This window comes from Reyranella sp. GW821-FHT14A01, assembly GCF_058803965.1.
The window spans coordinates 53,227-77,710 of the sequence record NZ_JBXAPM010000019.1; the positions used below are offsets into that span (position 1 = coordinate 53,227).

General features: G+C 66.9%; 24 protein-coding genes. 10 read left to right on the forward strand and 14 right to left on the reverse strand.

The genetic code is table 11. The features are described from left to right. The first annotated feature begins 18 nt into the window (after positions 1–18). Complete coding sequence (glsA, locus tag AC1ROX_RS27475; protein WP_493131308.1) at positions 19–1,839, forward strand: glutaminase A; 1,821 nt, start codon at positions 19–21, stop codon at positions 1,837–1,839. A 147-nt stretch (positions 1,840–1,986) separates the two neighbouring features. Here glsA and AC1ROX_RS27480 read toward each other — a convergent pair whose 3' ends face one another. Both AC1ROX_RS27480 and AC1ROX_RS27485 read right to left on the reverse strand, forming a co-directional pair. Next, on the reverse strand, positions 1,987–2,490 hold the full coding sequence (locus AC1ROX_RS27480; RefSeq protein WP_493131310.1) for an isoprenylcysteine carboxyl methyltransferase family protein: 504 nt from the start codon (positions 2,488–2,490) through the stop codon (positions 1,987–1,989). A gap of 10 nt (positions 2,491–2,500) precedes the next feature. After that, positions 2,501–3,559 (reverse strand): type III polyketide synthase, encoded by a 1,059-nt coding sequence (locus AC1ROX_RS27485; protein WP_493131312.1) that lies wholly within the window; start codon positions 3,557–3,559, stop codon positions 2,501–2,503. Between the two features lie 240 nt (positions 3,560–3,799). Here AC1ROX_RS27485 and AC1ROX_RS27490 point away from each other — a divergent pair, with 240 nt between their 5' ends. Then, positions 3,800–4,435 (forward strand): hypothetical protein, encoded by a 636-nt coding sequence (locus AC1ROX_RS27490; RefSeq protein WP_493131314.1) that lies wholly within the window; start codon positions 3,800–3,802, stop codon positions 4,433–4,435. Between the two features lie 75 nt (positions 4,436–4,510). On the opposite strand, the gene AC1ROX_RS27495 is transcribed toward AC1ROX_RS27490, so the two are convergent. Both AC1ROX_RS27495 and AC1ROX_RS27500 read right to left on the reverse strand, forming a co-directional pair. Next, complete coding sequence (locus AC1ROX_RS27495) at positions 4,511–6,163, reverse strand: flavin-containing monooxygenase (RefSeq protein WP_493131316.1); 1,653 nt, start codon at positions 6,161–6,163, stop codon at positions 4,511–4,513. Positions 6,164–6,244: 81 nt separating this feature from the next. After that, a complete protein-coding gene (locus AC1ROX_RS27500) occupies positions 6,245–6,928 on the reverse strand; it encodes a potassium channel family protein (RefSeq protein WP_493131318.1) in 684 nt (227 codons plus the stop codon). Between the two features lie 115 nt (positions 6,929–7,043). On the opposite strand from AC1ROX_RS27500, the gene AC1ROX_RS27505 reads away from it, so the two are divergent. After that, entirely contained in the window at positions 7,044–7,175 is a 132-nt protein-coding gene (locus tag AC1ROX_RS27505; protein ID WP_493131320.1) for a hypothetical protein, read from the forward strand. A gap of 10 nt (positions 7,176–7,185) precedes the next feature. Here the strand turns inward: AC1ROX_RS27505 and AC1ROX_RS27510 are convergent, their stop codons facing one another. Together AC1ROX_RS27510 and AC1ROX_RS27515 are read right to left on the reverse strand one after the other, a co-directional pair. Further along, entirely contained in the window at positions 7,186–7,476 is a 291-nt protein-coding gene (locus AC1ROX_RS27510) for a hypothetical protein (RefSeq protein WP_493131322.1), read from the reverse strand. Between the two features lie 40 nt (positions 7,477–7,516). After that, positions 7,517–8,059: a hypothetical protein gene (locus AC1ROX_RS27515; RefSeq protein ID WP_493131324.1), complete on the reverse strand. Its 543-nt coding sequence runs from the start codon at positions 8,057–8,059 to the stop codon at positions 7,517–7,519. An 82-nt stretch (positions 8,060–8,141) separates the two neighbouring features. On the opposite strand from AC1ROX_RS27515, the gene AC1ROX_RS27520 reads away from it, so the two are divergent. Next, on the forward strand, positions 8,142–8,351 hold the full coding sequence (locus tag AC1ROX_RS27520; RefSeq protein ID WP_493131326.1) for a YMGG-like glycine zipper-containing protein: 210 nt from the start codon (positions 8,142–8,144) through the stop codon (positions 8,349–8,351). A 22-nt stretch (positions 8,352–8,373) separates the two neighbouring features. Here the strand turns inward: AC1ROX_RS27520 and AC1ROX_RS27525 are convergent, their stop codons facing one another. After that, positions 8,374–8,877, reverse strand: a complete 504-nt coding sequence (locus AC1ROX_RS27525; RefSeq protein ID WP_493131328.1) for a pyridoxamine 5'-phosphate oxidase family protein — start codon at positions 8,875–8,877, stop codon at positions 8,374–8,376. 92 nt (positions 8,878–8,969) lie between these two features. Here AC1ROX_RS27525 and AC1ROX_RS27530 point away from each other — a divergent pair, with 92 nt between their 5' ends. Then, positions 8,970–9,941, forward strand: a complete 972-nt coding sequence (locus AC1ROX_RS27530; RefSeq protein WP_493131330.1) for a ketopantoate reductase family protein — start codon at positions 8,970–8,972, stop codon at positions 9,939–9,941. 85 nt (positions 9,942–10,026) lie between these two features. Here the strand turns inward: AC1ROX_RS27530 and AC1ROX_RS27535 are convergent, their stop codons facing one another. Together AC1ROX_RS27535 and AC1ROX_RS27540 are read right to left on the reverse strand one after the other, a co-directional pair. Next, positions 10,027–10,752: an SDR family oxidoreductase gene (locus AC1ROX_RS27535; protein WP_493131332.1), complete on the reverse strand. Its 726-nt coding sequence runs from the start codon at positions 10,750–10,752 to the stop codon at positions 10,027–10,029. A gap of 56 nt (positions 10,753–10,808) precedes the next feature. Beyond that, positions 10,809–11,726 (reverse strand): sterol desaturase family protein, encoded by a 918-nt coding sequence (locus AC1ROX_RS27540; protein ID WP_493131334.1) that lies wholly within the window; start codon positions 11,724–11,726, stop codon positions 10,809–10,811. A gap of 111 nt (positions 11,727–11,837) precedes the next feature. On the opposite strand from AC1ROX_RS27540, the gene AC1ROX_RS27545 reads away from it, so the two are divergent. Beyond that, positions 11,838–12,458 carry a TetR/AcrR family transcriptional regulator gene (locus AC1ROX_RS27545; RefSeq protein ID WP_493131336.1) on the forward strand — a complete coding sequence of 207 codons (621 nt, stop codon included), beginning with the start codon at positions 11,838–11,840 and terminating at the stop codon, positions 12,456–12,458. On the opposite strand, the gene AC1ROX_RS27550 is transcribed toward AC1ROX_RS27545, so the two are convergent. Both AC1ROX_RS27550 and AC1ROX_RS27555 read right to left on the reverse strand, forming a co-directional pair. Beyond that, positions 12,433–13,089, reverse strand: a complete 657-nt coding sequence (locus AC1ROX_RS27550) for an ureidoglycolate lyase (protein ID WP_493131338.1) — start codon at positions 13,087–13,089, stop codon at positions 12,433–12,435. The two genes, AC1ROX_RS27545 and AC1ROX_RS27550, sit on opposite strands and share 26 nt — an antisense overlap. A gap of 10 nt (positions 13,090–13,099) precedes the next feature. Continuing rightward, positions 13,100–14,701: a lysine--tRNA ligase gene (locus AC1ROX_RS27555; protein WP_493131340.1), complete on the reverse strand. Its 1,602-nt coding sequence runs from the start codon at positions 14,699–14,701 to the stop codon at positions 13,100–13,102. A gap of 69 nt (positions 14,702–14,770) precedes the next feature. On the opposite strand from AC1ROX_RS27555, the gene AC1ROX_RS27560 reads away from it, so the two are divergent. Next, positions 14,771–15,934, forward strand: a complete 1,164-nt coding sequence (locus AC1ROX_RS27560; protein ID WP_493131342.1) for a YbfB/YjiJ family MFS transporter — start codon at positions 14,771–14,773, stop codon at positions 15,932–15,934. Here the strand turns inward: AC1ROX_RS27560 and AC1ROX_RS27565 are convergent. Next, the gene (locus tag AC1ROX_RS27565; RefSeq protein ID WP_493131344.1) at positions 15,918–17,069 is read right to left on the reverse strand and encodes a sterol desaturase family protein; all 1,152 of its coding nucleotides are present in this window, start codon (positions 17,067–17,069) and stop codon (positions 15,918–15,920) included. The two genes, AC1ROX_RS27560 and AC1ROX_RS27565, sit on opposite strands and share 17 nt — an antisense overlap. Positions 17,070–17,137: 68 nt before the next feature. Between AC1ROX_RS27565 and AC1ROX_RS27570 the strand changes: the two genes are divergently transcribed. Further along, on the forward strand, positions 17,138–19,918 hold the full coding sequence (locus AC1ROX_RS27570; RefSeq protein ID WP_493131346.1) for an ATP-dependent DNA helicase: 2,781 nt from the start codon (positions 17,138–17,140) through the stop codon (positions 19,916–19,918). A 62-nt stretch (positions 19,919–19,980) separates the two neighbouring features. Further along, positions 19,981–20,382 carry a hypothetical protein gene (locus tag AC1ROX_RS27575; RefSeq protein ID WP_493131348.1) on the forward strand — a complete coding sequence of 134 codons (402 nt, stop codon included), beginning with the start codon at positions 19,981–19,983 and terminating at the stop codon, positions 20,380–20,382. Positions 20,383–20,468: 86 nt separating this feature from the next. Here AC1ROX_RS27575 and AC1ROX_RS27580 read toward each other — a convergent pair whose 3' ends face one another. Next, entirely contained in the window at positions 20,469–22,037 is a 1,569-nt protein-coding gene (locus tag AC1ROX_RS27580; RefSeq protein ID WP_493131350.1) for a ShlB/FhaC/HecB family hemolysin secretion/activation protein, read from the reverse strand. A 150-nt stretch (positions 22,038–22,187) separates the two neighbouring features. Continuing rightward, positions 22,188–22,478 (reverse strand): hypothetical protein, encoded by a 291-nt coding sequence (locus tag AC1ROX_RS27585; RefSeq protein ID WP_493131352.1) that lies wholly within the window; start codon positions 22,476–22,478, stop codon positions 22,188–22,190. 628 nt (positions 22,479–23,106) lie between these two features. On the opposite strand from AC1ROX_RS27585, the gene AC1ROX_RS27590 reads away from it, so the two are divergent. Continuing rightward, a complete protein-coding gene (locus AC1ROX_RS27590; RefSeq protein ID WP_493131354.1) occupies positions 23,107–24,471 on the forward strand; it encodes a tetratricopeptide repeat protein in 1,365 nt (454 codons plus the stop codon). The last annotated feature ends 13 nt before the right edge of the window (positions 24,472–24,484 follow it).

The following is a 24,484-nucleotide window of genomic DNA, read 5'->3' on the forward strand; positions in this document are numbered from 1 at the left end:
AGAATGGATCAGCCCCAGATGTCTTCCTTCGAGCTCCCTCTCGCCCGGTTCCTGGCGCGCTGCCATGCGGAGTACTCGAAGGACGATGCCGGCGAGGTCGCGTCCTACATTCCGGAACTCTCGCTCGCCGATCCCGCTCATTTCGGCATCGCTGCCACGACCGTCGACGGGTTCGTCTACGAGATCGGCGACAGCACCGTCGAATTCACCATCCAGTCGATCTCGAAGGCCTTCGTCTTCGCCCTCGCCCTGGAAACGGTCGGCGCCGAGCGCGTCGAGGCGGTGGTGGGTGTCGAGCCGAGTGGCGATTCGTTCAACTCCATCCGGCTGGGGGCGGACAACCGGCCGTTCAATCCGATGGTCAATTCGGGCGCGATCGCCTGCATCGGCCTGCTTTGCGAGAGCGAGGCCGACGGGGCGTTCGAGCGACTGCAGGACGCGCTCAGCCGCTTCGCCGGACGCCGCCTCGAAGTCGACGAGCCCACCTTCCGCTCGGAGCGCGAGAGCGGCGACCGCAACCGCGCCATCGCCTATCTGCTGCGCAACCACGGTGTCCTGCAGGGCGACGTCGACAAGGTGCTCAACGTCTATTTCCGCCAGTGCGCGCTCCGCGTCTCGGCGCGCGACCTGTCCGTCATGGCGGCGACGCTCGCCCACAAGGGCCGCAATCCGCTGACCGGCGAGCAGGTCGTCTCGTCCTACGCCGTGGCCCGCACGCTCTCGGTCATGACCAGCGCGGGCATGTACGATTCGGCGGGCCGCTGGGTCTACCGCGTCGGCATCCCGGCCAAGAGCGGCGTCGGCGGCGGCATCCTGGCCTCGCTGCCCTCCCAACTCGGTCTCGGCACCTACTCGCCGCGCATCGACGACCAGGGAAACAGCGTCCGCGGCCTGCGCACCTGTGAGGCGCTGTCGGCCCATTTCGGCCTGCACATGCTCAACAGGGTCGGCGATGTCCGTACGTGTATTGCAGCCAGCTACGATGTCGGCAGCGTCTCGTCGCGCCGCAGCCGGCAGCCCCGCGAACAGGCCATCCTCGAGGCGCATCACGCCGAAGGCGCCATCCTCGAACTCACCGGCGCGCTGAGCTTCGCCAACGTCGAATATGTGTCGCGGCGCATCCACGGCCTTCGCCCGGCCGTCAAGCATCTCATCCTCGACTTCCGCCGCGTGCCGTCGGTCAGCGAGTCGGCCCTGCGCCTGCTGGCCGACATCCTCGACGATCTCGTGCGCGCCGGCGCCGACGTGGTCTTCAGCGGCATTCCCCGGGGAACGCCGGTCGAGCAGTCGCTTTCGGCCTGGCTGCCCGAGCGGCCCGGCATGCGCAGCATCGCGCTGCTGGACGAAGCCATCGAATGGGCCGAGGACCGCATCATCCAGAACCAGACCGGCTGCCTCGACCTTGGACAACCGGTCGATCTTGCCGAGCAGGCGCTGGTGGCCGGCCTGGAAACGGACGAATTGTCGGCCCTCGCCGGTCTGATGGAGCGGCGCGAGTACCGGACGGGTGATCGCCTGATCTCGGCCGGCGAGCCGGCATCGTCCCTGATGTTCGTCGTGAGCGGCGTCGTCAGTGTCCGGCTGCAGAGCGGCGTCCGGCTGGCCACCCTGTCGGCGGGCATGGCCGTCGGCGAGATGGCCTTGCTGGAGACCAGCCGGTCGGCCGATGTCTGGGCCGACACGCATGTCGCCTGCCTCGAATTGTCCCTCGATGCCTTCAATGGTTTCCGCAACAGCCATCCGCGCGCCGGCGAGAAGATCATGGCCAACCTCGCCCGCCTGCTCGCCAAGCGCCTGATCGTCGCCAACCACAAGATCGAGGTCCTGGCGTCCTATTAGAGCAGTGTGACGAACTGGGTGATGGCGCCCTGGCTGCGCGTTGGGGCTTTGCGCGGTCGATGCGGGGCGATTCCGGGGACCGCTCCCCCCGTTTCATTTGTTTCGTTTATTTCGTTTATTTCGTTTGGAGTCGGCCACGCAACGGAATCATGAGGATCTCAGCGCCGCCGTTTCCGCCTTGATGCGAACCCACATCATCGCGGCGTTGAGGGCCGTGAAGATCAGTCCATAGGACAGCAGGCCGAAGACCAGCGGCAGGACGAGGAATTCGCCCGCGACCACCCAGTAGTTGGGATGGGACACGAAGCGATAGGGACCGCGGCGCACCAGCGGCGCGCCCGGCAGCACGATGATGCGTGTCGTCCAGCGCCCGCCCAGGGAGGCGATCACCCAGACCCGCGCCAGCTGCAGGACGACGAAGAGGGCGAGCCAGAAGAGATTGATGTCCTGTCCCTGCGGCGCGCGATGGACCGCGACGTACCAGAGGCCGAGCAGCCAGGCCGCGTGCATCGCCACGATCAGCGGGTAATGGGCGGCACCGATCTCGTACGCGCCCTGCGCCAGCAGGCGGCCGGTATTGCGTCGGGCCAGCACGAGTTCGCCGAGACGCTGCGCCGTGACGAGCGTCAGGATGAGGATGGCCCAGTTCATGGCCGCAGGCTCAAGCGGCGCGGGCCAGCGACAGGCAGCTGCAGGTGAAGCCCGGCCCCAGCGCCGTCAGCACCGTGCGCTTGGGCAAGCCGGCTGCCATCAGCCGTTCGAGCACGAACAGCACCGTCGGCGCCGACATGTTGCCGTACTGGCGCAGCACGTCGCGTTCATGATCGAGCGTGCCCTGGTCGAGACGCAACGTCGTTTCCAGCGCCGTGATCACCTTGGCGCCGCCGGGATGGCAGGCGAAGCGATCGACCGACGCGCGCGCCACGCCGAGGCGCGACAGGATGCTCTCGACCGCGGGCCCGACCTCCTGCTCGGCGAAGGGCGGGATCGAGCGATCGAAGATGACGCCGAGGCCGGTCGGATCGACCTTCCAGCCCATGATGTCGAGCGTGTCGGGCCACCGATGCTCGCCCGCGCCTTCGACAAGCGCGAGCCCTTGGTCATCCCTGCCAGCGCGCACCACGCAGGCCGCCGCGCCGTCGCCGAACAGGGCGGTCGCCACCATGTTGGCCGGCGTCAGCTGGTCCATGCGGAAGGCGGCCGTGCAGATCTCGATGGCGACCAGCAGTACGGTCGAACCGGGCCGCGCCGCAGCGAGACGGCTGGCGATCGCCAGGCCCGAGACGCCGCCCGCGCATCCCAGGCCGAACACCGGCACGCGTTCGACATCGGCACGAAAGCCCATGCGCCCGGCAACACGCGCTTCGAGGCTCGGCGTCGCAACGCCTGTCGAGGAAATGGTGACGATCGTGTCGACATCGGACGCGGCGCAGCCCGCCGCTGCGAGTGCACGCGTCGCGGCGTCGACGAACAGCTCCTGCGCCCCTTCGAGATAGGCGGCGTTCCGCTCGGGCCAGCCCAGGACGGAAAGATACCAGTCGAGCGGCTTCACCGTGTGGCGCGATTCGATGCCGGAGGTCGTGAAGACCGGCGCCATGCGCTCGAAGGCGGCATAGCGATGGGCGAACACCCGGCGCGCCGCTTCGGCCGCATCGGCCTGCAGGAGCCGATAGGGCGGCAAGGCGTGAGCAACGGACAGAAGGGCGATCGGCTGGGGCAAATGGTGATCCTTTGACCGCCATAACCGCCTTTGGCCCCGACACGTTCAAGTCACGTTTTTCTGACGGGGTTCCTGCACGAGCAGCGAAAGATCATTCGCATCGAGATACGCGCAGAAGTGCTGCAAATGAAGTTGCCGAGAAAAACTTTCCTCGGCATAAGGCGGCGGTCTGTTCGGGGGCGAACCAGTCCTTGCGTACCGGAGCCGAACATCCCGTGCGATGAGATGGGGGAGAATTTGATGCACGCCGATCGTCGTTCGACACTGAAGCTGCTCGGAGGCGCCGCGCTGACGGCGGCCGCCCTGCCCGTCCTGCCGTTCTCGGCGATGGCGCAGGAAGACCTTTTCGTCTCGTCGACCTACCAGAACTTCAAGCGCGGCACGATCCACAGCCTCGATGCGAAGACACGCGGTTTCGTCATCATCTGGGAAGATCTCGGCCGGGTGAAGATGAAGGCGGCCGACCTGGTCACCAACTACGATTCGCTCCGGGTCGGCCAGATCGTCGACGTGCAGTGGTACGACTATGTCGACTTCCTGATCGCCCCGACCACGCCCGCCGTGACGGCGCGCGCCAAGGCGATGATGGAGCAGGGCGCCCGCATCGAGGGCATCCCCGGCGCGCGCGAGCGCATCCGCCTGTGGTCGATGAGCGGCATGTGCACGAAGGTCGATCTCCCGACCAGCACCGTGTTCCTGATCAACGCCTCGGGCGGCGAGCCCGACAAGCCCTCGCCCGACAGCGGCGAGGTCATCCAGATGCCGCAGATCGTCTCGGCGGCCGGCAAGGCCGCTCTTCAGACGATCAAGCCGGGCACGCAGATCACGACCGTGTACAGCGTGCAGACCGCGCTGAAGGTCACGATCATCCGCTAAGCGTTTCCGCATATCTCGACGACGACGCCGGGGCCGAGAGGTCCCGGCGTTTTCGTGTCGGCGCCTCTCTTCATTTCACGACGACAGCTTGAACCCCTCATAGCCGTTCGCGGCGATCTCCTCGCATTTCTGGCGGTACTTCGGGGCGCCGCCGGCATAGGCCATGAAGGTGCGCTTGAGGCGGCCGGGGACGTTCTTGTTCACGCCGGTCATCCAGGAATCGACCTTGGTGAGCAGCAGGCGCGATCCGGTGTCGTAGACATGGGCGGTCCACGCCGTCTCGGCCTCTTGCGTCGCTTCGATGCGGGTGAGGCCCTTGTCGCGCATGTAGCCCAAAAGGTCGGACACGAACTCGACATTCTGCTCGATACAGCGCGGCAGGTTGCAGAAGGTCGCCGCATTGTGCGGTCCCACCAGGGTCAGCATGTTGGGGAAGCCGGTGACGTTCAGGCCGAGATAGGTATGCGGTCCGTCGGCCCACTTGTCGCGCAGCTTCTCGCCATTGCGGCCCTGGAAGTCGATGCGGTCGAAGGCGCCGGTGATGGCGTCGAAGCCGGTCGCGTAGATGATCATGTCGAACGCGTAGTCGACGCCGCCGACCCGGAGGCCGGTCTCTGTGATGCGCTCGATCGGCGTCTCGCGGATGTCGACCAGCTTCACGTTGGGCTGGTTGTAGACCTCGAAGTAGCCGCTCTCGAGCGGGACGCGGCGGGTGCCGTATCCGTGGTTGGTCGGGATCAGTCTGTCGGCGATCTTCGGGTCGTTCACGCGCGCGCGGATCTTCCTGATCACGAATTCGGTCAGCGCATCGTTGGCCGCCTGGTCCATCAGCACGTCGCGGAAATTGCCCTGCCAGAAGGCGAAGCCCGGCATGGCATAGAGCTTCTCGAAAAAGGCCTCGCGCTCCTCCGGCGTCACGTCGGTCGAATGGCGCGGGTCGGCTGTGTGGACGAAGCAGCCCCAGTTCTCGCGGCACTGCGCGAAGATCCTGTCGTAGCGCGAGCGGATGTCGGCCATCGTCTCGGGCTCGATCTTCGAGTTGCGCAGCGGCGTGCACCAGTTGGGCGTGCGCTGGAACACGGTGAGCTCGCCCACCGTCTTGGCGATCTCGGTGATGGCTTGCACGCCCGACGCGCCGGTGCCGATCACCGCGACCTTCTTGCCCTCGAAGCTCACCGGATGGTGTGGCCACAGGCCGGTGTGCCAGGACTCGCCCTTGAAATCCTCGATGCCGGGGATGGTCGGCATGGTGGGGGACGACAGCGGCCCGATCGCGGTGATGAGGAAGCGCGCGCTGGCGCGGCCGCCGCTCTCGAAGGTGACTTCCCATTCGTTGGCGGCGTCGTCCCAGTGCGCAGCCTTCACGCGGGTGTTGAAGGTGATGTCGCGGCGCAGGTCGAACTTGTCGGCCAGGAACTCGCAGTAGCGCAGGTTCTCGGGCTGGCCGGAGAAATGCTCCTTCCAGTCCCATTCCTTCAGCACCTCGGGCGAGAAGGAGAAGCCGTAGGTCCAGCTCTCCGAATCGAAGCGTGCGCCGGGATAGCGGTTCCAGTACCAGGTGCCGCCGACCCCGCCGCCCGCCTCGTAGACGTGCGACTTGAAGCCCATCTGGCGCAACTTCAGGAGCTGGTACATGCCCGACAGGCCGGCGCCGATCACGATGGCGTCCCACCTCTCAACCGTGTCCGGGGTCTCGCGCGTCCGTGCCGCTCCAACCGCGATGCTCATGACGTCCCTCACCTGACTTTGAGCAGCAGTATAGCGCGGCCGGCGGCAATTCGACGATGCGCAGTGCGAGATCGAAGGTCGCTAGCGCAGGTGCTTCGGGGAGCCGTACAGGTTGGCGAGCCGGGCGATCAGGAAGGCGACGTACATCACGCCCAGCACCTGCTCGAGCACGATCAGCGCCCGCGCCATCGGCGTCGCTGGCGTGATCTCGCCGAAGCCGGTCGAGGTCAGGACGGTGAAAGAGAAGTACATCAGGTCGGACCAGTTCAATTTCCCGTCCGGGCCGTGTGCGATGGCGGCCGTGAAGGCGTTGGGTTCAAAGACCTGCAGGAAGCCGAAGAGACTCGCAAAGGACAGTGCGATCAGGATGTAGGCGGCCACGGCGCCGAACACCTTGTCGGTGGTGATCGGGCGACGGTCGAGCACGTATCGCAGCAGGGCGATGGTGACGGCGCCGACGAAGATCGCCGTCGCTCCCAGTGCGATGGGGCGCAGGCCGCGATATCCCATCCGATCGGCAATCAGGGCATCGATGGTGATGAACGCGAACACCGCCAATCCCCAGAGATGCGGCCGTTGGAGGCGAAGAGCCCAGACCGCCAGGATCAGGACCGTGAACAGGGCAATGCCCAGCATCGAGCCGCCGATCGCCGAGCCGGCCAGCAGCGGATTGAGCAGGATGAAGAAGCAGAGAACGCCTACCAGGGCGCTGCAGCGATTGCGGCGCACATAGGCGATGCGGCGCAGCATGCGGTGTCGGGTCATTGTTCAGCGATGGGCCCCCGCCCCCGTTTTCCCCAGCCTCAGGCAGACAGACTGCAAAACGCAGCAACCAAAGGCAAATGGCCGGCGTTCCTCTGGCAGATGGAGGGTTTTAGTCATGTTCCGCCGGGTTTTAGCGTCCCTCGGGCTTCTCGTCCTGGTCCTGACGGCCTGCGACCAGCAGGTCCTGATCGCTGGTCCCTCGTCGGATCCAGGCCACTATGAGGTCGTGGGGCTGGTGGCCGAATGATGGTGGGGACCTAGCCCCGCCATAGCGCCCACAGGACGCCGACCACCAGTCCCAGTACCAACAGGCCGACACAGGCCATCACTGCGATTTGCGCCCGTTTGAAATGATGGCGGCCTTCCGCCGTCATTTCGTGCGGGTGCAGTTTTGTGCCCATCGCGTATTTCGGGACATGGCCCGCCGCATGCGCCTTGCCGTGCACGATCAGGAAGTGGACGAAATGCCAGAGCGCGCCCAGCGCCGCGAAGATGCCCAGCAGCCAGAACGGCGCGAAGAGCATCCAGATTTCCACGTCGGTATCCAAGAGATCTCCCTGATGTTGCCCCTCTCTTAGGCCGGATCGGCTAGCGGGCAAACCACGGATTGAACGGTGACCGACGCCACCGCCGGTCGTCGAACAGGGTCAGGAAAAGCTGCGCGAACATCGGGCCGAGCCGCGGATCGTCGGGACCGGTGGCCTGCGTCCAAGCGGTCGTCTGCGATAAAGCGAGATCGTTGCGGCAGTAGATGCCGAACACGTAGACGCGCCCCGGCGTCGGCGGCTTCAGGAAATACTGGCCGGTGCACACGCGCGCCGCCGTCAGGTCGTTGGCCGGATCGAACACCAGCACGAGGCGATAGTCGGGACGCAGCTCCTCCGGCGGCGACTGATAGGTGAAGGTGAGCGCCGGTCGGGGCTTGTTGGCCTGCATCACCGGCAGCAGCCGTTGCTTCACCTCTTCGATGGGCCATTGCGGAAACGGATTGCCCGCCACGATCGCCCGGAAGTAACGACCGTCGGTCGCCGCCCAGAATTCGGAGAAGTCGTATTCCGGCGCGTAGTCGAAGCCGCCCACGGTCTGCGCCCGAGCCGCTGAAAGGGCCGGCACGACCGTGGCCAAGATCACCAGGAGGACACACCGCAGAAGGGCCATTTATGGGAACTTTGCAGGAATAAGAGGCGTTTACTGGCGCCAAATTGGAGAACACATGAAGAAAGTCGTGGCCGTTTCCCTCCTGGCCCTCAGCCTTGCCGCCTGCGGCGATACATGGGGCCAGCGGGCCGTGACGGGCGGCGGTATCGGTGCCGGCACCGGGGCGCTGATCGGCGCCCTTACCCCGATCGGCCTGCTGCCCGGCGCTTTGGTCGGCGGCGCCGTGGGCGCCGGCGTAGGTGCAGCGACGACGCCCCGTCGCTAACGCCTCCTTATTTACAGCCGCGTCAGCGCATGCGGACGCGGCGATGCTCGGCCAGGTTGGCCGGTTCCTCGCCCGTAAGCGCCGCCTTGGCGAGCTTGAAGATCTGTACGGCCTTGTTGGCTTTCACGTCCCAGTATTCGGCCTCGGCAACGAGGACGGCGACCAGCGCCAGGTCGGGATCGTCGACGCCGCCCGGGAACCAAGCCTTCGCGGCCGTGCTCCACAATTCCTGCTTCTTCACCGGATCCTCGACGATGCGCGCAGTGCCGCTCACCGACACGTATTTGTCGGAGTCGGGATCGGCGTAGGCCACGTTCACGTCGGGCGCCGCCGTCAAATCGGCCACCGGCTGGCCCGAACGCGACATGAAGAACCAGATGACGCCGCCATGGTCGGCCTCGCCGTTCTGCGTCGTCATCGGTCTCGCATAGAGACGGCCGTCGGCGCCCCGCACGGTCAGCATGCCGAACCTTATGTCCTTGATCATGTCCCAGAGTTTGCTGGTGTCGACGGTCTGCGCGGTCATGACGGGTCCTCCTCTCTCTTAAGGGGTTCGCGACACAACGACCGCAAGGGACGCCAGTTCCGCACAGACCGTGAAGGCTCTAGGCTGGTCCCATGAAAATCTGCCTCTACGGCGCCGGCTCGATCGGCGGAATCATCGGCGCCCACCTCGCGCGCGTGAAAGGCGTCGAGGTGAGCCTGATCGCGCGCGGCGCTCATCTCGACGCGCTCCGCAAGAAAGGCCTGCGGCTGATCTCGCCACACGAGGATTTCACGGTGAAGGTGAACGCGACCGACGATCCGGCACAGCTCGGGCCGCAGGATGTCGTGTTCATCACCCTGAAGACGCACCAGTATCTCACCGTGCTCGACAAGGTCGCGCCGTTGCTGGGGCCGAAGACGGCGCTGATCCCGCCGACCACCGGCGCGCCCTACTGGTTCTTCCACAAACTGGACGGCCCGTTCGAGGGCAGCCGGTTGAAGCGCATGGACCCAGGCGGCAGGCAATGGTCGATGTTCGGGCCCGAGCGCGCGCTGGGCTGCGCCTATTGGGCGGGCGGCGTCGTGCCCGAACCCGGCGTGGCGCATCTCGAGAACGAGGTCTGCTACCTGCCGCTGGGCGAGCCCGACGGTTCGAACTCACCGCGCGTGACGGCGCTCAGTGCCGCGATGAACGAAGCGGGCCTCAAGGCGCCGGTGAAGTCCGACATCCGCGCCGAGATCTGGACCAAGATGATCAACAGCCTCACCTGGAACCCGATCGCCGTGCTGACGCTGGCCGACAATGGCGGGATCGGGAAAAGCGCCGGCGCCGTCGAGATCGCGCGGCGCATGATGACCGAGGCCGAGGCCGTCGCCGCGAAGTTCGGCGCGACCATGGCGACGCCGATGGAAAAGCGCATCGAGTTCACCGTCGGGCTGGGTGACCACAAGATGTCGATGCTGACCGACCTCCAGTCCGGCAAGCCGCTCGAGATCGACGCGCTCGCCGATTCGATCGCCGACCTCAGCGAGCTGGCGGGCGTCGCGACACCGACCATCGACATGATGCTGGCACTGCTGAAGTTGCGGGCGGCGTCCTCATAGGAGCGCGCAACTCCAGTTGCGCTCATGATCATGAAGCGCCACTTCAGCGCGGAGGTTACTCCGCGCGCAGTGGCGCGCTCCGTTGCTACCAGCTTTCCTTCCACGGCCTCAGATCCATCTCGAAGGTCCAGGCGCTGCGCTTCTGGCGATGGAGCTGCCAGTAAGTCTCGGCGATGTCGTCGGGATTGAGGATGGCGTCCGGACCGGCATTGTAGCGGTCGGGGAAGTTGGCCTTGATCCATTCGGTGTCGATGGCACCGTCGACGATGACATGCGCCACATGGATGTTCTGCGGCCCGAGCTCGCGCGCCATCGATTGCGCCAAGGCCCGCACCGCATGCTTGCCGCCGGCGAAGGCCGAGAAGCCGCGGCCGCCGCGCACCGATGCCGTGGCGCCGGTGAAGATCATGGTGCCCTGCCCGCGCGGCACCATCGCCTTGGCCGCCTCGCGCGCCGTCAGAAAGCCGGCGAAGGCCGTCATCTCCCAGACCTTGCGATAGACACGCGGAGTCGTGTCGCGGATGTCGAAGCGCACGTTGCCGCCGATGTTGAAGACGAAGACCTCGATCTCGCCGATCTCGGTCTCGATCTCGCGGAACAGCCGCTCGACCTCGGCCTCGTCGCGGGCGTCGGAGCCGAAGGGATGGACCCGGCCACCCTCCTCGACGATGCGCGCCACGAGGGATTGAAGCTTGTCGGCGCTGCGGCGCGTGACGACGGCGGTGTAGCCCTCGCGCGCGAAGCGGCGGGCGATCGCGCCGCCCGTCGCATCGCCGGCCCCGATCACGACGCAGACCTTGTCCTTGGCCATGGCGTTTCTCCTTTGCCGGCCAATCTGTCGACCGGGATCGGGCGGCTCAAGGGAGATTAAGTCATGGCTGGCTGAGCTTGGGCCTCCTGAGCTTGCAGCGCACGCGCCTTGCGTAGCTCAGCCGCCGTGAGGCCTGTCCCGTCGGGGCGCCAGCCCGGTGCGCCGAACAGGTACATCCAGACCTCGCGGGCCGACCGCGCCGAGGCGAGGTCCTTCACAAGGCCGATCCATGGGCCGACGTTGAGCACCAGCGGATTGCGCGACGAGATTGTGGGCGAGACCAGGCCGAAGTCGCACTTCACCTCGTCGCGCTCGGCGACATAGGTGCCGAACAGCCGGTCGAACACGATCAGCACGCCGCCATAGTTGGCGTCGAGATACTCCGGGTTCCGCGCGTGGTGGACGCGATGGGCGGACGGCGTGTTGAGGACATATTCCAGCCAGCCCAGCTTGGGGATCCAGTCGGCATGGATCCAGAACTGGTAGAGCAGGTTCAGGAACAGGGCCGTCAGCACGGTCTGCGGCGTGAAGCCCAGCAGCACCAGCGGCGCGAAGAAGAGCGACGTGCCGGTGAAGCGGCCGATCCAGCCCAGCCGGTAGGCCATGGCGAAGTTGAACTGGTTGGGCGAGTGATGGACCGAGTGCGAGGACCAGAACCAGCGCACCGTGTGGCTGGCGCGATGGAACCAGTAATAGAAGAATTCCAGCCCGACGAAGAGCAGCAGCATCGACCAGACGCTGTCGAGCGACTGGGTGAAGAGGCGGTACTCGTAGATCCAGTCGAGCCAGGGCGCGGCCAGCGTATAGGGAATGAAGGCCAGCAGGCGGCGGCCCGCGAAGTCGCCCAGCGAGCAGGCCCACGACTTCCAGTCATAGGCCTCGGCGCGCGTGCGCGATTGCCAGAGGCCTTCGATCAGCGCCGCCGCCATCACCAGCGGCAGGATGACGAGATAGAGGGTGGCGAGTGACTGCACGACGGTCTCCTTTGCCTTTGCCGCCATCGAATATATGAGCGATGCTCATATTTACTTACTCGCCTTCCTCCGACCGGTGCTGCCATGCCCGCCCGCCGCCAACCCGTTGAATTGAAACGCAGAAAGCCTCGCCAGGCGCGCGCCACCGAGACCGTCGGCTCGATCGTCGAGGCGGCGGCTCAGATTCTGGAAAAGGGCGGGCTGGCCGGCTTCACCACCAACGCCGTGGCGGAGCGGGCGGGCGTCAGCATCGGCACGCTCTACCAGTACTTCGCCGACAAGAACGCGCTCTTGATGGCGCTGGCCCGCAAGGAGATGGAAGCCGCCCTCGGCGAGGTCGCGCGCGCCTTGCACGGCGGGGGCGATCCCTCGATCCCGGGACGCGTGCGCGCCATGGTGCGGGCGATCATCCACGCCTTTCGCGGCCGCCAGCGCGCGCGCAAGGCCGTGATCCAGGCGATCCTCTCCCAGGAAGGCGGGATCGCGCTGATGGCGCCGGTTGCGGATTTCATTGCGCGGGCCGGCGAGACGGTCGGGCGCGGGCCGAACTCGCTGCTGGGGCCGCTCACTGCTGAGCAGGTCTTCGTGGTGTCGCGCAGCCTGATGGGCGTCGTCCGCGCCGCGGTGCTGGAGGAGCAGCCCTTCCTCGCCAGCCGCAGCTTCGAGGACGAGATCGTGCGGATGATCGTCGCCTATCTCGGCGCGATCAGCCCTGCGGCAGCGGCACGTTGAGCAGCACGCCGAACTCGCGCGCGAGATCGCAGCTCACGCGGGCATGCACCTTGCCCTGCTTGTCGAAGAAGCGGCCGGACTCGTTCACCGGGAACACACCCTCGTGCCAGATGCCGGGATGGATGTAGATGCCGACGCTGCCGTCCGACCAGAAGGCCTTGAAGCTCTCCGGCTCGAGATCGTCGCCCGGCAGCGCCACCGGCACGACGAACGGCTTGCCGTCGAGCGGCCAGAAGAGCTGGCCGCCGTCGGGGTGATAGTTGCAATGCCACAGCAGCACGCGGCCCTTGCTGAGCTTCACGCCGGGCCGCACCGTCTCCGGCAGGTCGCGGAAGCCGATGACATAGTGGCCGCCGACCGCCTCGTTGCGCCCGATCAGCTCGTTGTCGCGCCATTCGCAGGCGAAGATTCCCTCGGTCGTGCCGCCCTCGATACCGGTGCCGGCGTCGAGCTTGCGCGAGCCGTTGAGCGGCCACGGCACGATCTCGATCTTCTGCTTCTTCGGGTCGCGGACGACTTCGCCATAGCCCTTGATCGTCTCGCGGTTGGCGCGGATCAGCGGTACGTCGAGCAGCCTCAGCCCTGCGGGAATGTCCGGATTGAGATAGTCGAAAACGACACCATCGCTCATATCGCCAACCCTACGCAGCCTTGCCCAGATCCTCGCCAGCCAGCGCGCGTTCGATCAGCTTCACGACATTGTCGCGGCCGTAGAGCTTGATGAAGGCGCCCATGCGCGGCCCCTGCTCGCTGCCGAGCAGCACCTCGTAGAGCGTCTTGAACCACTGCCGCAGCTCTTCCTTGGCGAAGTGGCGCTTGCCGGCCTCGTAGACCTCGTCCTGGATGACCTCGGCCGTCGCGTCCTCGGGCGTCCGGCGCAGCGTCTCGAGCAGGTCCTGCAGCGCCGGGCGTTCGCGGTCGCTGGGCAGGCGGAACTTCTTCGAGGACTTCACGAAGTCCTGGTAATAGGCGACCGCACCGGCCAGCAGCCGGTCGAGATAGGGCGCGTTCTCCGGCGTGGCGCCCGGCACATAGCGGCGCAGATACTGCCAGAGGACGTCCTTGTCCTCGGTGTTGGCGACGCCCGCGAGGTTCAGCAGCATGCCGAAGGTGACGCCGGCCGCGGAGTTGGCGGGCGCCGTGCCGTCATGGATGTGCCAGGCGGGATTCTCCAGCGCGCGCGCCGGCTCTTCCTTGGGCAGCTTCTCGACCAGCGAGAGATAATCGTCGATGGCGCGCGGGATCACGTCGAAGTGGAGCCGCTTCGCGCGCCGCGGCTGCTGGTGCATGTAGAGGGACAGCGATTCGGGCGAGGCGTAGCGCAGCCATTCCTCGACCGAGAGGCCGTTGCCCTTCGACTTGGAGATCTTCTTGCCCTCCTCGTCGAGGAAGAGCTCGTAGTTGAAGCCCTCCGGCGGCTTGCCGCCCAGGATGCGCACGATCTTGGCGGAGAGTTCGGCCGACGGGATCAGGTCCTTGCCGTACATCTCGTAGTCGACGTCGAGCGCGAACCAGCGGCCGGCCCAGTCGGCCTTCCACTGCAGCTTGACGTTGCCGCCGGTGACCGGCGTCTCGACCATCGAGCCGTCCTCGTCACGATAGACGATGGTGCCGGCATCGGCGTCGGTCCTGATCACCGGCACCTGCAGCACGCGGCCGGTCTTGGGCGAGATCGGCAGGAAGATCGAGTAGGTCGCGCGGCGCTCCTCGCCCAGCGTCGGAAGCATCACCGACTGCACCTCGTCGTAGTGGCGCAGCATGGCGAGCAGCATCGTGTCGAAGCGGCCGGACTTGTACCAATCGGTCGCCGACTGGAACTCGTACTCGAAGCCGAAGGAATCGAGGAAGGCGCGCAGGCGAGCGTTGTTCGCGGCACCAAAACTCGGATGCTCGTTGCTGAACGGATCAGGCACCGAGGTCAGCGGCTTGCCGAGATGGGCGGCCAGCATCTCCTTGTTCGGCACGTTGTCCGGCACCTTGCGCAGGCCGTCCATGTCGTCGGAGAAGCAGAACAGTCGCGCCGGCACGTCGGACAGGCGGCGGAAGGCCTGGCGCACCATCGTCGTGCGCACCACTTCGCCGAACGTGCCGATATGCGGCAGGCCCGACGGTCCATAGCCGGTCTCGAACAGCACATAGCCTTTCGCCGGCGCTTTGCCGCCGGTGCGGGCGACGAGCTTGCGGGCTTCTTCAAACGGCCACGCGCGTGCGGCCTCGGCAAGGGTGCGATCGATCTGGGACATGGATCATTCAAACTAGGTGCGAGGGGCATTTGCGTCAATTGCAGCAACAGCCCAAAGTGCCGCGCCTCAATGAACAAACGCGCCCTCCTGCTCAGTCTCGGCGGCCTGCTGGCGATGGCCGCGGCCATGGGAGTCGGACGTTTCGTCTATACGCCGATCCTGCCGCCGATGGTCGAGGCGCTTCCTCTCACCAAGGCGCAGGCCGGCCTGATCGCCTCTGCAAATTTCCTGGGCTACCTCGCCGGCGCGATCCTGGCCGCGGTGCGCCTGCCGGGCTCGCGCCGCTTCTGGCTGCTGGTTTCGCTCGCGGTCACTGCGATTTGCCTTCTGGGCATGGGCCTCACGAACGCGATGCCGGCCTTTCTCGGCCTGCGGTTCGTCGCGGGCGCGGCCAGCGCCTTCGCGCTGATCTTCAGCTCGGCGCTCGTGATCGACCGGCTGACCGCAACCGGCAACGGCGCCCTCTCGGCTGTGCATTTCGCAGGCGTCGGTACCGGCATCGCCGTTTCCGCGGCGATCGTGGCGGTGCTGCTTCACGCCGGCGCTGCCTGGACGACGCTGTGGTTCGCAAGTGCCGTCATCGCAGGTGCCGCGAGTCTCGTTGTCGTGTCGCTGGTACCGCCTGACGAGAGGATTGCTCAGTCCGCACAAACTGCCGGCGGCACGGGCCTGTCGGCGGACTTCGTCGCCCTGCTCCTCGCCTACGGCCTGTTCGGCTTCGGCTACGTCATCACCGCGACCTTCATCGTCGACATGGTGCGCGGCACGCCGACGCTCGCCCATCTCGAACCCTATGTCTGGGTCCTGTTCGGCCTGAGCGCGGTGCCGTCGGTCGCCTTGTGGACGGGCCTCGGCCGGCGTTGGGGTGTTCTGCGCCTCTACGCGGTGGCCTGCGTGGTGGAGGCGGCCGGAGTCGCGACCAGCGCGCTGTGGCTCCATCCGGCCAGCATCGTGATCTCGGCGGTGTTCGTCGGCGGCACCTTCATGGGGCTGACCGCGCTCGGCCTCGTGGCGACCCGATCGGGTGGCGGCGATCCGCGCGGGCGCATCGCCCTGATGACGGCGTCCTTCGGCTTCGGGCAGATCCTGGGCCCGGCCTTCGCCGGCTATGTCTACGACGCGACCGGGAGTCTCGCGATGCCGTTGCTGGTCGCCGTGGCCACCCTCGTGCTGGCGGCCATCCTGTCGCTGGTGGCCGACGCCAAGCGCCGCGCGCTCAGCCCTTCCACGTGAAGGGGAAGAGCTGCTGGCGCACGAAACCGGTCGGCATGTAATCGCCCAGCACGCCGTACTTGCCGGGGAAGCGCCGGTCGGACTTCACTGCCGTGCCGAAGATGTAATCGATGAAGGCGAAGTGGGCGGCGTAGTTGCGGTCGATCGCCTCGCGCTCGGAGCTGTGATGCCAGTGATGGAAGTCCGGCGTCACGATCAGCCACTTCAGCGGCGCCTTGCCGAAGATCGCCGGTAGCCGGACATTGGCGTGGTTGAACACCGCTTGGAAACCGACGATCACGATATAGACGTCGGTGACCGCCTGGCTGAAGCCCAGCACGTAGAGCACGCCCAGGATCGACACGCGCGTCGTCAACAGCTCGAAGAGATGCAGCCGCGAGCCCGCCATCCAGTCCATGTATTCGGCGCTGTGATGCACGGCATGGAAGCGCCACAGGAACGGGATCTCGTGATAGGCGCGATGCGTCCAGTACTGGACCAGGTCGGCGACCAGCAGCACGAGGAAGAGCGCCGCGAAGAACGGCAGGCCGCCGACCCACTTTTGCAGCGGCGCCCAGACCAGCCAGCCGAACAGGCTATGGATGGCGAAGTTCACGATCAGCAGCGCCAGCCCGACCAGCAGGTGATTGACGATGAAATGCGTGAAGTCGGTCTGCCATCCCGGCCGGAACACCGGCTGGTCGCGGTGCAACGGCACGAGTTTCTCGATCAGGATGAAGATCAGGCTCGAGCCCAGCAGGTCGAGGATGAACCAGTCGAGGCCGATATAGGGCGTGTTGTCGGGAAAGTCGGACACCGGCACGCGATGGCCGCCCATCGCCGCGGCCAACAGGATCAGGGCCAGCGCCGTGCCGTTCAGCCAGCGATTGCGGCGCTGGACCAGGTTGGCGATCGCCATGCCGCCCGCGATCACCATGCCGACCAGCAGCACCTGCCGCAGCAGGCCGACATCGTACTTCTTGCGCAGGTCCGGCGTGGTCAAATACTCGGGGAAGTGAAAGGCCAGCACCGCCAGCACGGCGAGGCCACCCAGGGTGAGCGCGATGATGCCGGTGATCTTGCCCTTGCCCACGGGGAGGGCGCCGGACTGGTGAAACACGGCGGTGGTCTTCTTGACGACGGGCGGTGGTTTCATGGTGGCTGATTTTAAAGGCAACCGACGGTCGCTGCATCGGCCATTTGGGGTGTGCTATTCAGCGTCCCGTGACGATTCCCGCGACCTCCTCCTGGCCGGCCCTGGTCGCGACCGCCCGCGGCGCGCTGTGGCGCGCGCCTGACGGAACGCTGGAGCGTCTGACGGGCGCCAACGCGGGCCGCCGTGCGGTGGGCAACCTGCCATTGGTCTGCCATGCGCCCGCGGTGGCGGCGCGGCTGGGACTGGAAGACCTTCCGGCGCTCGACCTGCTGCAATTGTTCGCTTTCGTGCGGCCGGCGCACTTCTGCCTGCCGACGGTGCGCGGCCTCTGCGAGACACTCGACCTGCCGGTACCGGCCACGCCGGAGGAAGAGGTCACGGCCCTGCCCCAGATCGCCCGAGCCCTGCTCGACGAACTCGACGACATGGCAGCCCTCGCCTCGCCCGAGATGAAGGAGACGGCGCTCGTCATGGCGCGCGGGCAATGGACCTGGGGCGATCCGGTGTTGGCCGCGCTCGGCCTCGACCAGGGGGCCAAGAAGGCGCGCCCGGGCGCCGGTCTCGATGTCTGGAAGAGCCTGCCCGTCTGGGAGGAGCCGCCGCCCGCCCCGCCGCCCGGCAGCCAGCCGGTCGAGCCGCGCGAGGCGCGGCTGCGGCTGGCTCAGCTCGTCTCCGCCGGTGCCAATATCGCCGAGGCGCGGCCGACCCAGAGCGACTATGCCTCCGCCGCCAGCGAGGCCTTCGCGCCGCGCGAGGAAGAGGACAAGCCGCATGTCGTGCTGGTCGAGGCCGGTACCGGCGTCGGCAAGACCCTGGGGTATGTCGCACCGGCCAGCCTGTGGGCCGAGAAGAACGGCGCGCCTGTCTGGATCTCGACCTACACGCGCAACCTGCAGCGCCAGATCGACAACGAGCTCGACCGGCTGCATCGCGACTCCGCCGAGAAGCGCCGCCGCGTCGTCATCCGCAAGGGCCGCGAGAACTATCTCTGCCTGCTGAACTTCCAGGAGGCGGTGATGCGCACCGGCCTGGTGCCCGAGAACGCGGTGGGCCTCGGCCTGCTGGCGCGCTGGGCGCTCGCCAGCCGCGACGGCGACATGATCGGCGGCGACTTGCCCGCCTGGCTGCTCGACCTGGTGGGCCGCAGCCGCGTGCAACGTCTCGCCGACCGGCGCGGCGAGTGCATCTACTCGGCCTGCGAGCACTATCGGAAGTGCTTCGTCGAACGCACGATCCGCCGCGCGCGCCAGGCCGACATCGTCATCGCCAACCATGCGCTGGTGATGATCCAGGCGGCGATGGGCGGGCTCGACGACGGCACGCGGCCGCTGCGCTACGTGTTCGACGAAGGCCATCACCTGTTCGACGCCGCCGACGGCGCGTTCGGCGCGCATCTGAGCGGCGTCGAGGCGTCGGACCTGCGTCGCTGGCTGCTCGGTGCCGAGGGACGGCGCGGCAGCCGTGCGCGCGGACTCGAACGCCGCCTGAGCGATCTCATCGGCGAAGACGTCGAGGCGCAGAACGCCTTGCGCCGCCTGCTCGACCTCGCCCAGCAGCTCCCCTCGCCCAACTGGCAGACGCGGCTGGCCGACGGCACGGTACTGGGCCCCACCGAGGAATTCCTCGCGCTGGTGCGCCAGCAGGTGCGCGCGCGCTCGGCCAGCGACGACCAGGGCTTCGGCCTGGAATGCGACGTGCGACCGCTCAATCCCGGCCTGATCGAAGCCGCCGACCAGCTCGCCGAGGCGCTGGAGAAGATGCTGCAGCCGGTGCGCCGGCTGCGCCAGGCGCTGCGCGCCAAGCTCGAAGGCGAAGCCGACAAGCTCGATTCCGGCCAGCGCTCGCGCATCGAAGGCGTGGCGCGGTCGCTCACCAACCGCTGCGAACTGACGCTCGAATCCTGGCGCGCCATGCTGCGCGGCCTGCACAACGATCCCGATCCCGCCTTCGTCGACTGGTTCGCGGTCGAGCGCGTTCAGCAGCGCGAATACGATGTCGGCATGTACCGCCACTATCTCGATCCGGCCGAGCCGTTCGTGAATTCGGTGATCCGGCCCGCGCACGGCGCGGTGATCACTTCGGCGACCCTGCGCGATTCGCTGGGCGTGCCGCAGGCCGCCAACGACGAGGACGTCGCCACCCAGGCCGACTGGACGGTGGCCGAGGCGCGCACCGGCACGCGCCATCTGGCGGCGCCGGCGATGCGCGCAGCGATGGCGTCGCCGTTCAACTATGCGAACGCGACCAAGGTGCTGATCGTCAAAGACGTGAAGCGCGACGATGCCGACCAGGTCGCGGCAGCCTATCGCGAGCTGTTCCTGGCGGCGGGCGGCGGCGCACTCGGTCTCTTCACCGCGATCGGCCGGCTGCGCGCCGTGCACCAGCGCATCGCGCCGGCGCTCGAAGAGGCCGGACTGCCGCTCTACGCCCAGCATGTCGGCGGCATGGATGCCGCGACCCTCGTCGATATCTTCCGCGCCGAGGAGCATTCCTGCCTGCTCGGCACCGATGCCGTGCGCGACGGCGTCGACGTGCCGGGACGCTCGCTGCGCCTGATCGTGTTCGATCGCGTACCCTGGCCGCGCCCCGACATTCTTCACCGCGCGCGCAAGGCGCACTGGAAGGCGGCCGGCGCGGGCGCCAACGGATACGACGACATGCTGGCGCGGCTGCGGTTGAAACAGGCCTATGGACGCCTGATCCGTCGCGCCGACGATCGCGGCGTCTTCGTGATGCTCGATTCGCGCCTGCCCAGTCGGTTGCTCAGCGCCTTTCCGCAAGGTGTGACGGTCGAGCGCACTGGCCTTGCCGATGCGGTGGCCGAAACGAGGCGATTTCTGGAAAGTTGAGATCGCGGCAACGATCGGTCCGAGAGGCAGTTTCTCCTTCACCAAACCATAAGGAGGAACTCATGAAGAAGCTCATTGCGATTTCGGCCGCGGCCCTGCTCATCGGCGGCACGGCGATGGCCCAGAGCGGCGGCTCGTCGGGCGGTAGCGCGGGTGGGAGTGCCGGAGCGAGCGGCGGCGCGTCGGCTGGCGGCGCCACGAGCGGCGGCGCCTCGATCGGCGGCGGCGCGACGACGACGGCGCCCAGCGGCACGACCGGTATGGGCGCCGGCACCAGCGGCACCGTGAATACCAACCCGGGCGGCGCCTCCGTGGGCGCTGGCGTGGGCGCGACCGGCAGCGGCACGGCGCCCGCTCCGGGCGGCAGCACCAGCTCGATGGGCGTCGGTGCGGGGACGACGGGTGGCGGTTCGGTGAACCAGGGCCTGGCCCCGGCTCCGTCGGGCTCGGGGACGACCCGCTAGTCCGTTTCGATTATTTCGTCTGCTTCGATTATTTCGTTTGCAAAGGCCCGCTCCAATCCCGGAGCGGGCCGTTTGTCTTGGCGGCGTTAGAAGCGCGAACCGAAGCGGACGGAGGCACGCATGGGCCGGTCGCCGACATTGGGCGTCGACACGACCTTCGCCAACTCCACCTCACCGCTCCATTGTTCCCAGATCCTGGCCCGGATGCCTGCACCCACCGACGTGCCCTGCGGAAAGTAGGGCGGATTGAGCGGGCTGACCGACGAGAGCCAGCCATGGTCTGCGAAGACATAGAGCTGGGGCTCCAGATATTTCTTCGGCACGGGAATCCAGTCCGGATTGTATCGCAGCTCCGCCAGGACGGCGGCGCCGCGATCGCCGACGGATTCGGCGACGGTGAACGCGCGTCCATAGTCGCGCCCGCCATAGGCGAACACTTCCGACGCGGGCACCGTCCCAGTGGTCATCTGCCCGCTGGCGCGGATCAACGCGGAGAAGTTCGTCCAGAACGGCTGCACGCGCTCGATCGAGAGGTTGAGCTTGGCAAAGGACGGCGAGCCGCCGAACCGGCCGTTGGCTTCCGCTCCCGCGACGGGAAGACCGACACTGCCGAGCACGGTGCCCGTCCAGAAGCCGCCCAGTTTATCGGTATACGCGCCGAACAGGCCGGTGCGCGCGACCCGTAGCGAATCGCCCGGAATGCCGATGCCAAGAAAAGTGTAATCGACGTCGATCACGTCGAGCATCGCCATGCCCATCATCGTCCACTTCAGGCCACGCACGAACGGATGGGAGTATTGGACGCGCCCCAGAAAAGAGCGGCCGAGGAAATCCACGGTCTGGCCGTTGATCATCGTGAGCGGTCGCTGCCAGACCGCCTGCCCCAGGAAGCTGAGGCGTCCGCCATTATCGCCGATCGGCACGCCGTAGCGCGCGTCGAACATCTGCAGGCGATTCCACGGCAGCGCCGACAGGTAGCGCAGTTCGAGCGCGTCGCCGCCGAACAGCAGCGAGCGACCGACCCCGCCGACGCGAAAGTTGACCGAGACGTCGGGGATCGTCTGGAAGCTGTCGAACTGTGCGATCGGCGAGAAGCGCTCGAAGGTGCCGTTGACGACCAGCACGACCTTGTCGCCCCCTGCCGCATCCGGCTTGGCGCTGGCCTGGATCGCCACGCCCGGCAGGTCGGCGGAGAGGAGCAGCCTTCGCTCGAGATCGGCCCGTCGCAGCGGCTTGCGGCCGATCAGGGGGCTGAGGAGTTCGCGAATATGCGCGCGAAGCTTTTCCGACTTGATGCCGTCGCCGAAATCGACGGCCGAGATCGAGCCTTCGACGACGATGATCCTGAGCTTGCCGCTGTCGAGATCCTGCTGGGGCAGTACGACGCTGTAGAACACGTAGCCGCCCTGCTCGTAGAGCGCGGTCACGCGATTGACGGCCGCGACCACCTCCGAAAAGGCGACGCGCCGATTCAAAACCGGCGCAAACAGCGGCTGCACGGCAATGGCATTGAAGGCCGTCATCCCTTCGATCTGGATGTCGCTGAAGAGGACGTCCTTGTTCGCCAGTTCGGGAGGAACGGCGAGGCCGGCGCCGCCGGGAACGGCGATGTCGGGCTTGGGACGTCGGGGGGCTGCCGGATCGGACTCCAGCACCTCACGTCCGATGACGGAAGGGGCCGGAGGCAGCGATGGCGGAGGGGCTGAGACCGTCTGCGCTTGGAGAGTTGCTGCATTGAGCAGCAACGCCCCCAGGACGCTGACGGCCACCCGCCAGGGAAGGCCGTCGGACACGTTCTACGGCGGTCAGCGCAGCAGGCCGCCTGTGTTACCGAGCGTATTGCCCAGCGTGTTGTTCACGCTGCCGGTCACGTTGCGCAGCACGCCGGTGTTCTGGGGCGAACCACTGCCGTCCAGGGAGGTCGTCGTGGACAGCAAGGGGCCGCCGGTCACGCCTTGAGGCAGGACCTGGGTGCTGCCAACGGCCGCTCCGACGGTCGTGCCGGTGCCGTTCACGAGGGTCGTCGTGCCATCCCCGTTGGTGGTGATGCCAGCGGCATTGGTCGCGTTCGTAGCGGGCGATAGCAGCCCGCTCACGCCGGCCGCGGCACCATCGGTGGTGACGACAGGGCCTCCGGCAAGCGGTGGAACACCAAGGCTGGTGGTGTTGCTCGCCGGAAGAACACTCAAACCGGCGACCGAGGTGCCGGCGGTTCCCCTGGCTCCCGCGGAGCCTGCAGCGCCTGCCCCTCCGGAAGCGCCCGTCGACCCGGTGCTCGTGTTGGAGCTGGAACTGAACGGCGTGCCCGGACCACCGGAATCGGAGCATCCGACCGTCAGGACTGCAGCGAGACAAACCAATGAGATATTGATGCGATTGCAAGTTTGCATGATGACCTCCTCTTGGCGGCAGTTCGGAAGAAGCAGTACGGCAGGTGGTGCAGTGATACCGCCAATGCACCGCAAGAGGCGGGGTTGCACCTGTCACAACATGTTCTCTTTGGAAGACTCACAACCGGGGAGATTCGGCATCGGACGGCCATCCACCCCAAGAGGTGCTGCATGGCTGAGTTCGTTCGCGCATGACTATTCGAGGTTGGGAAGGCCTACCTGCGCGCAAAGATGAGGCCGTGACAAAAGGCGAAACCAAAGCGCACACGTGCCGGACTGCTTCTGATACAAACGCCTGACATGAAACGACTTTTCCAGTCCGAGCCCCCAAGACATGCGACTTTCGGCTAAGCTCCTGATCACTGCCGCGGCTGTCATTGCCGGCGGCGCCGGCCTCTATGCCTTCGCCTACCACCTCTACCCGCCACCCTCGGTGCGCGATCGGCGGGCAGCGACTCCGGCGCCCGCCGCGGCCTCTCCCGCGCCGTCCGGCCCGTCGGTGGCCCAGCTCTATGACGAGTGCGTGCGCGGCGCCTGGCCGACGGTGAAGGACGCGGACGTACGCGCCGCCGCCTGCTCGAAAGCGCTTCAGACCCGCCAGCTCAAGCCGGCCGAGATCGCACTCGCCCGCCTGACGCGCGGCATCGCCCGCACCGCTTTGGGCGACAGGGTGCTGGCCGCCGAGGATTATTCGGAAGCGCTGAAGCACTATGACGGCGCCATCGATCCGAAGAATCCCGATGCGCTGAATCTCTACCGCCGCGCCACCTCGCTGCATGCGATGGGCGAGACCGATCGCGCCCTCTCCGACTACAACGACGCGATCCGCGTCGATCCGAACAACTCGCTCGCGTTCCTGGGCCGCGGCGTGCTGCTGGCGACCCGCAAGCGCTCCTACAATCGTGCCATCGAGGACTTCGACAAGGTGCTGGCGCTGCAGCCGGACAATGTCGATGCCCTGATCGCGCGCGGCAACGCCTACAGCCAGCTCGGCGACAATGGCCGCGCGCTGGCCGACCTCGACCGCGCCATTCAGCTCGCGCCCGACAATGCCCAGGCCTATGTGATCCGCGGCCTCGCCAACAACCGGCGCGGCCAGAAGCAGTTCGCCATGCAGGACTACGAGACGGCGCTGCAGCGCGCGCCGCGCTACCCGCAGGCGCTGGCCAATCGCGCCGCCCTTCTCTCGGAGGACGGCAAGTACGACCAGGCGATCGGCGACCTCGACGAGGCGATCAAGGCCGATCCCGACAATCCCGTCGCCTACTACAATCGCGGCTATGCCCACTTCGCCAAGCACGAGTACGACAAGGCGCTGGCCGACTACGACGCGGCCATCAGGCTCGAGCCCGGGATGGGGCTCGCCTACAACAACCGCTGCCTCCTCCGCGCCATCACCGGCAAGGATCTGGTCGCGGGCCTGCAGGATTGCGACACGGCGCAGAAGCTGATGCCGCTCAACATCGACGTTCGCATCACGCGCGGCTTCATCGACCTGAAGCTGGGCGACCCCCGTCTCGCGGTGAAGGAATACAACGACGCGCTCGACATCGATCCCAATCGACCGCTGGCGCTTTACGGCCGCGGCATCGCGCGCATCATGATCGGCGAGACCCGCGAGGGCGAAGGCGACAAGGCGGCCGCTCTCACCCTCGATCCCGAGGTCGCCGACCAGTTCGCGGTCTATGGATTGAAGTAGCCGAGCAGCAGGG

Excerpts from the sequence above, each read along its gene's own strand:
- glsA (WP_493131308.1), top strand. The coding sequence starts at position 19 with ATGTCTTCCTTCGAGCTCCCTCTCGCCCGGTTCCTGGCGCGCTGCCAT.
- AC1ROX_RS27480 (WP_493131310.1), bottom strand. The coding sequence starts at position 2,490 with ATGAACTGGGCCATCCTCATCCTGACGCTCGTCACGGCGCAGCGTCTC.
- AC1ROX_RS27490 (WP_493131314.1), top strand. The coding sequence starts at position 3,800 with ATGCACGCCGATCGTCGTTCGACACTGAAGCTGCTCGGAGGCGCCGCG.
- AC1ROX_RS27495 (WP_493131316.1), bottom strand. The coding sequence starts at position 6,163 with ATGAGCATCGCGGTTGGAGCGGCACGGACGCGCGAGACCCCGGACACG.
- AC1ROX_RS27500 (WP_493131318.1), bottom strand. The coding sequence starts at position 6,928 with ATGACCCGACACCGCATGCTGCGCCGCATCGCCTATGTGCGCCGCAAT.
- AC1ROX_RS27505 (WP_493131320.1), top strand. The coding sequence starts at position 7,044 with ATGTTCCGCCGGGTTTTAGCGTCCCTCGGGCTTCTCGTCCTGGTCCTG.
- AC1ROX_RS27520 (WP_493131326.1), top strand. The coding sequence starts at position 8,142 with ATGAAGAAAGTCGTGGCCGTTTCCCTCCTGGCCCTCAGCCTTGCCGCC.
- AC1ROX_RS27525 (WP_493131328.1), bottom strand. The coding sequence starts at position 8,877 with ATGACCGCGCAGACCGTCGACACCAGCAAACTCTGGGACATGATCAAG.
- AC1ROX_RS27530 (WP_493131330.1), top strand. The coding sequence starts at position 8,970 with ATGAAAATCTGCCTCTACGGCGCCGGCTCGATCGGCGGAATCATCGGC.
- AC1ROX_RS27535 (WP_493131332.1), bottom strand. The coding sequence starts at position 10,752 with ATGGCCAAGGACAAGGTCTGCGTCGTGATCGGGGCCGGCGATGCGACG.
- AC1ROX_RS27550 (WP_493131338.1), bottom strand. The coding sequence starts at position 13,089 with ATGAGCGATGGTGTCGTTTTCGACTATCTCAATCCGGACATTCCCGCA.
- AC1ROX_RS27555 (WP_493131340.1), bottom strand. The coding sequence starts at position 14,701 with ATGTCCCAGATCGATCGCACCCTTGCCGAGGCCGCACGCGCGTGGCCG.
- AC1ROX_RS27560 (WP_493131342.1), top strand. The coding sequence starts at position 14,771 with ATGAACAAACGCGCCCTCCTGCTCAGTCTCGGCGGCCTGCTGGCGATG.
- AC1ROX_RS27565 (WP_493131344.1), bottom strand. The coding sequence starts at position 17,069 with ATGAAACCACCGCCCGTCGTCAAGAAGACCACCGCCGTGTTTCACCAG.
- AC1ROX_RS27575 (WP_493131348.1), top strand. The coding sequence starts at position 19,981 with ATGAAGAAGCTCATTGCGATTTCGGCCGCGGCCCTGCTCATCGGCGGC.
- AC1ROX_RS27590 (WP_493131354.1), top strand. The coding sequence starts at position 23,107 with ATGCGACTTTCGGCTAAGCTCCTGATCACTGCCGCGGCTGTCATTGCC.